Genomic DNA, 1353 nt, shown 5'->3' with positions numbered 1-1353 from the left:
GTTGCGGGTAGGGGAGGAAATTCGATGGCGGAGACGGGAACGCCGGGGTCGGCGGCCATGGTTTCCAGCGCCCGCACCAGCGCATCGGCCAGCCACTCCATCACCGGCTCGGCGAAGGTGTCCAGGCGGTATTCGACGGTCACGGCGATACCCGCGGGAGCCCCGTCGCCTCCGTAGTCGTCGGTCACGTCGACCAGCAGCTCGAACCGGGCCGCCCCGGTCCTGACCACCTCGACCCGCGTCTCGACGCCGGGCAGCGACAGTTCGGCCCGCGCGTTGTTCTGCAGCGCCAGCACCACGTCGACGAGGGGATGCCGCCCGGGGCGCCGTACCGGGCCGAGCTCCTGCACGACCCGCTCGAACGGCACCTCCTGGTGCGAGAACGCCTCCAGGTCCGTCTCCCGCACCCGCGACACCAGCTCGCCGGCCGACGGATCACCCGACAGGTCGGTACGCAGGACGAGCAGGTTGACGAAGAACCCGACCAGGTCGCCCACCTCGTCGCCGGACCGCCCGGCGACCGGCGCGCCGATGGGCAGGTCGGTGCCCGCGCCCGCTCGTTCGAGCACCACGGCCAGGCCCGCCTGCAAGACCATGAACAGCGTCGCCCCGCGCTCCCTGCCCAGCTCGACCAGCCGCCGGTGCAGGACGGGGCCGACCCGCCTCCGCACCGTGCCCGCCGCGCCCGCGGTCTCCGCACCCCGCGGCTCCGGCCTGCGGGGAAGGGAGAGCGGCTCGGGCAGATCCGCCAGCGCCTTGCGCCAGTAGCCGAGCTCGGCGCCGGACAGCGCGTCCACCCGCGTACGATGCCGCACCGCGTGGCCGGCGTACCGGATCGGCAGGGGAGGGAACTCGGCGGTCCGACCGGCCAGCCGCTCCCGGTAGGCCCGTGACAGGTCGCGCATGAACGGCGGCAGCGACCACCCGTCGGTGGCGATGTGGTGCATGACCAGCAGCAGCGCGTGCTCGTCCGGCCCTGTCGTGAACAGCACGGAGTGGATCGGCAGCTCGGCGCCCAGGTCGAAGCGGTGCCTGGCCGCCTCGGCCACGCGCGCGTCCAGCTCGTCCGGCGCCACCTCGACGGCGCTGAACCCGGGTCTGGCCCGCTCCGCGGGCAGCACCCTCTGGGCGGGCTCCCCGTCGTGCACGGCGAAGATCGTGCGGAGCGGCTCGTGCCGTGCCACCACGTCCTCCAGGGCCCCGCGCAGGGCCGCCACGTCCACGGGGCCGCTGAGCCGTACCAGCATGGGCATGTTGTAGGCCACGCCCGCGTCGATCTGGTCGAGGAACCACAGGCGGCGCTGCGCGAACGACAGCGGCAGCGTGCCATCGGGCGGGACGGTGGCCTCGGAC

Annotated in this window: 1 protein-coding gene; it reads right to left on the bottom strand. The window is 74.0% G+C overall.

The features are described from left to right. The coding region (locus tag E1294_RS51950; protein WP_246083898.1) for a condensation domain-containing protein at positions 1-1353 on the bottom strand (1353 nt) is incomplete at both ends.

The organism is Nonomuraea diastatica (assembly GCF_004349015.1).
GTDB lineage: Bacteria > Actinomycetota > Actinomycetes > Streptosporangiales > Streptosporangiaceae > Nonomuraea > Nonomuraea diastatica.
Note: the sequence above shows the minus strand (reverse complement) of the source record. Positions and strands in the feature narration are given on the sequence as shown.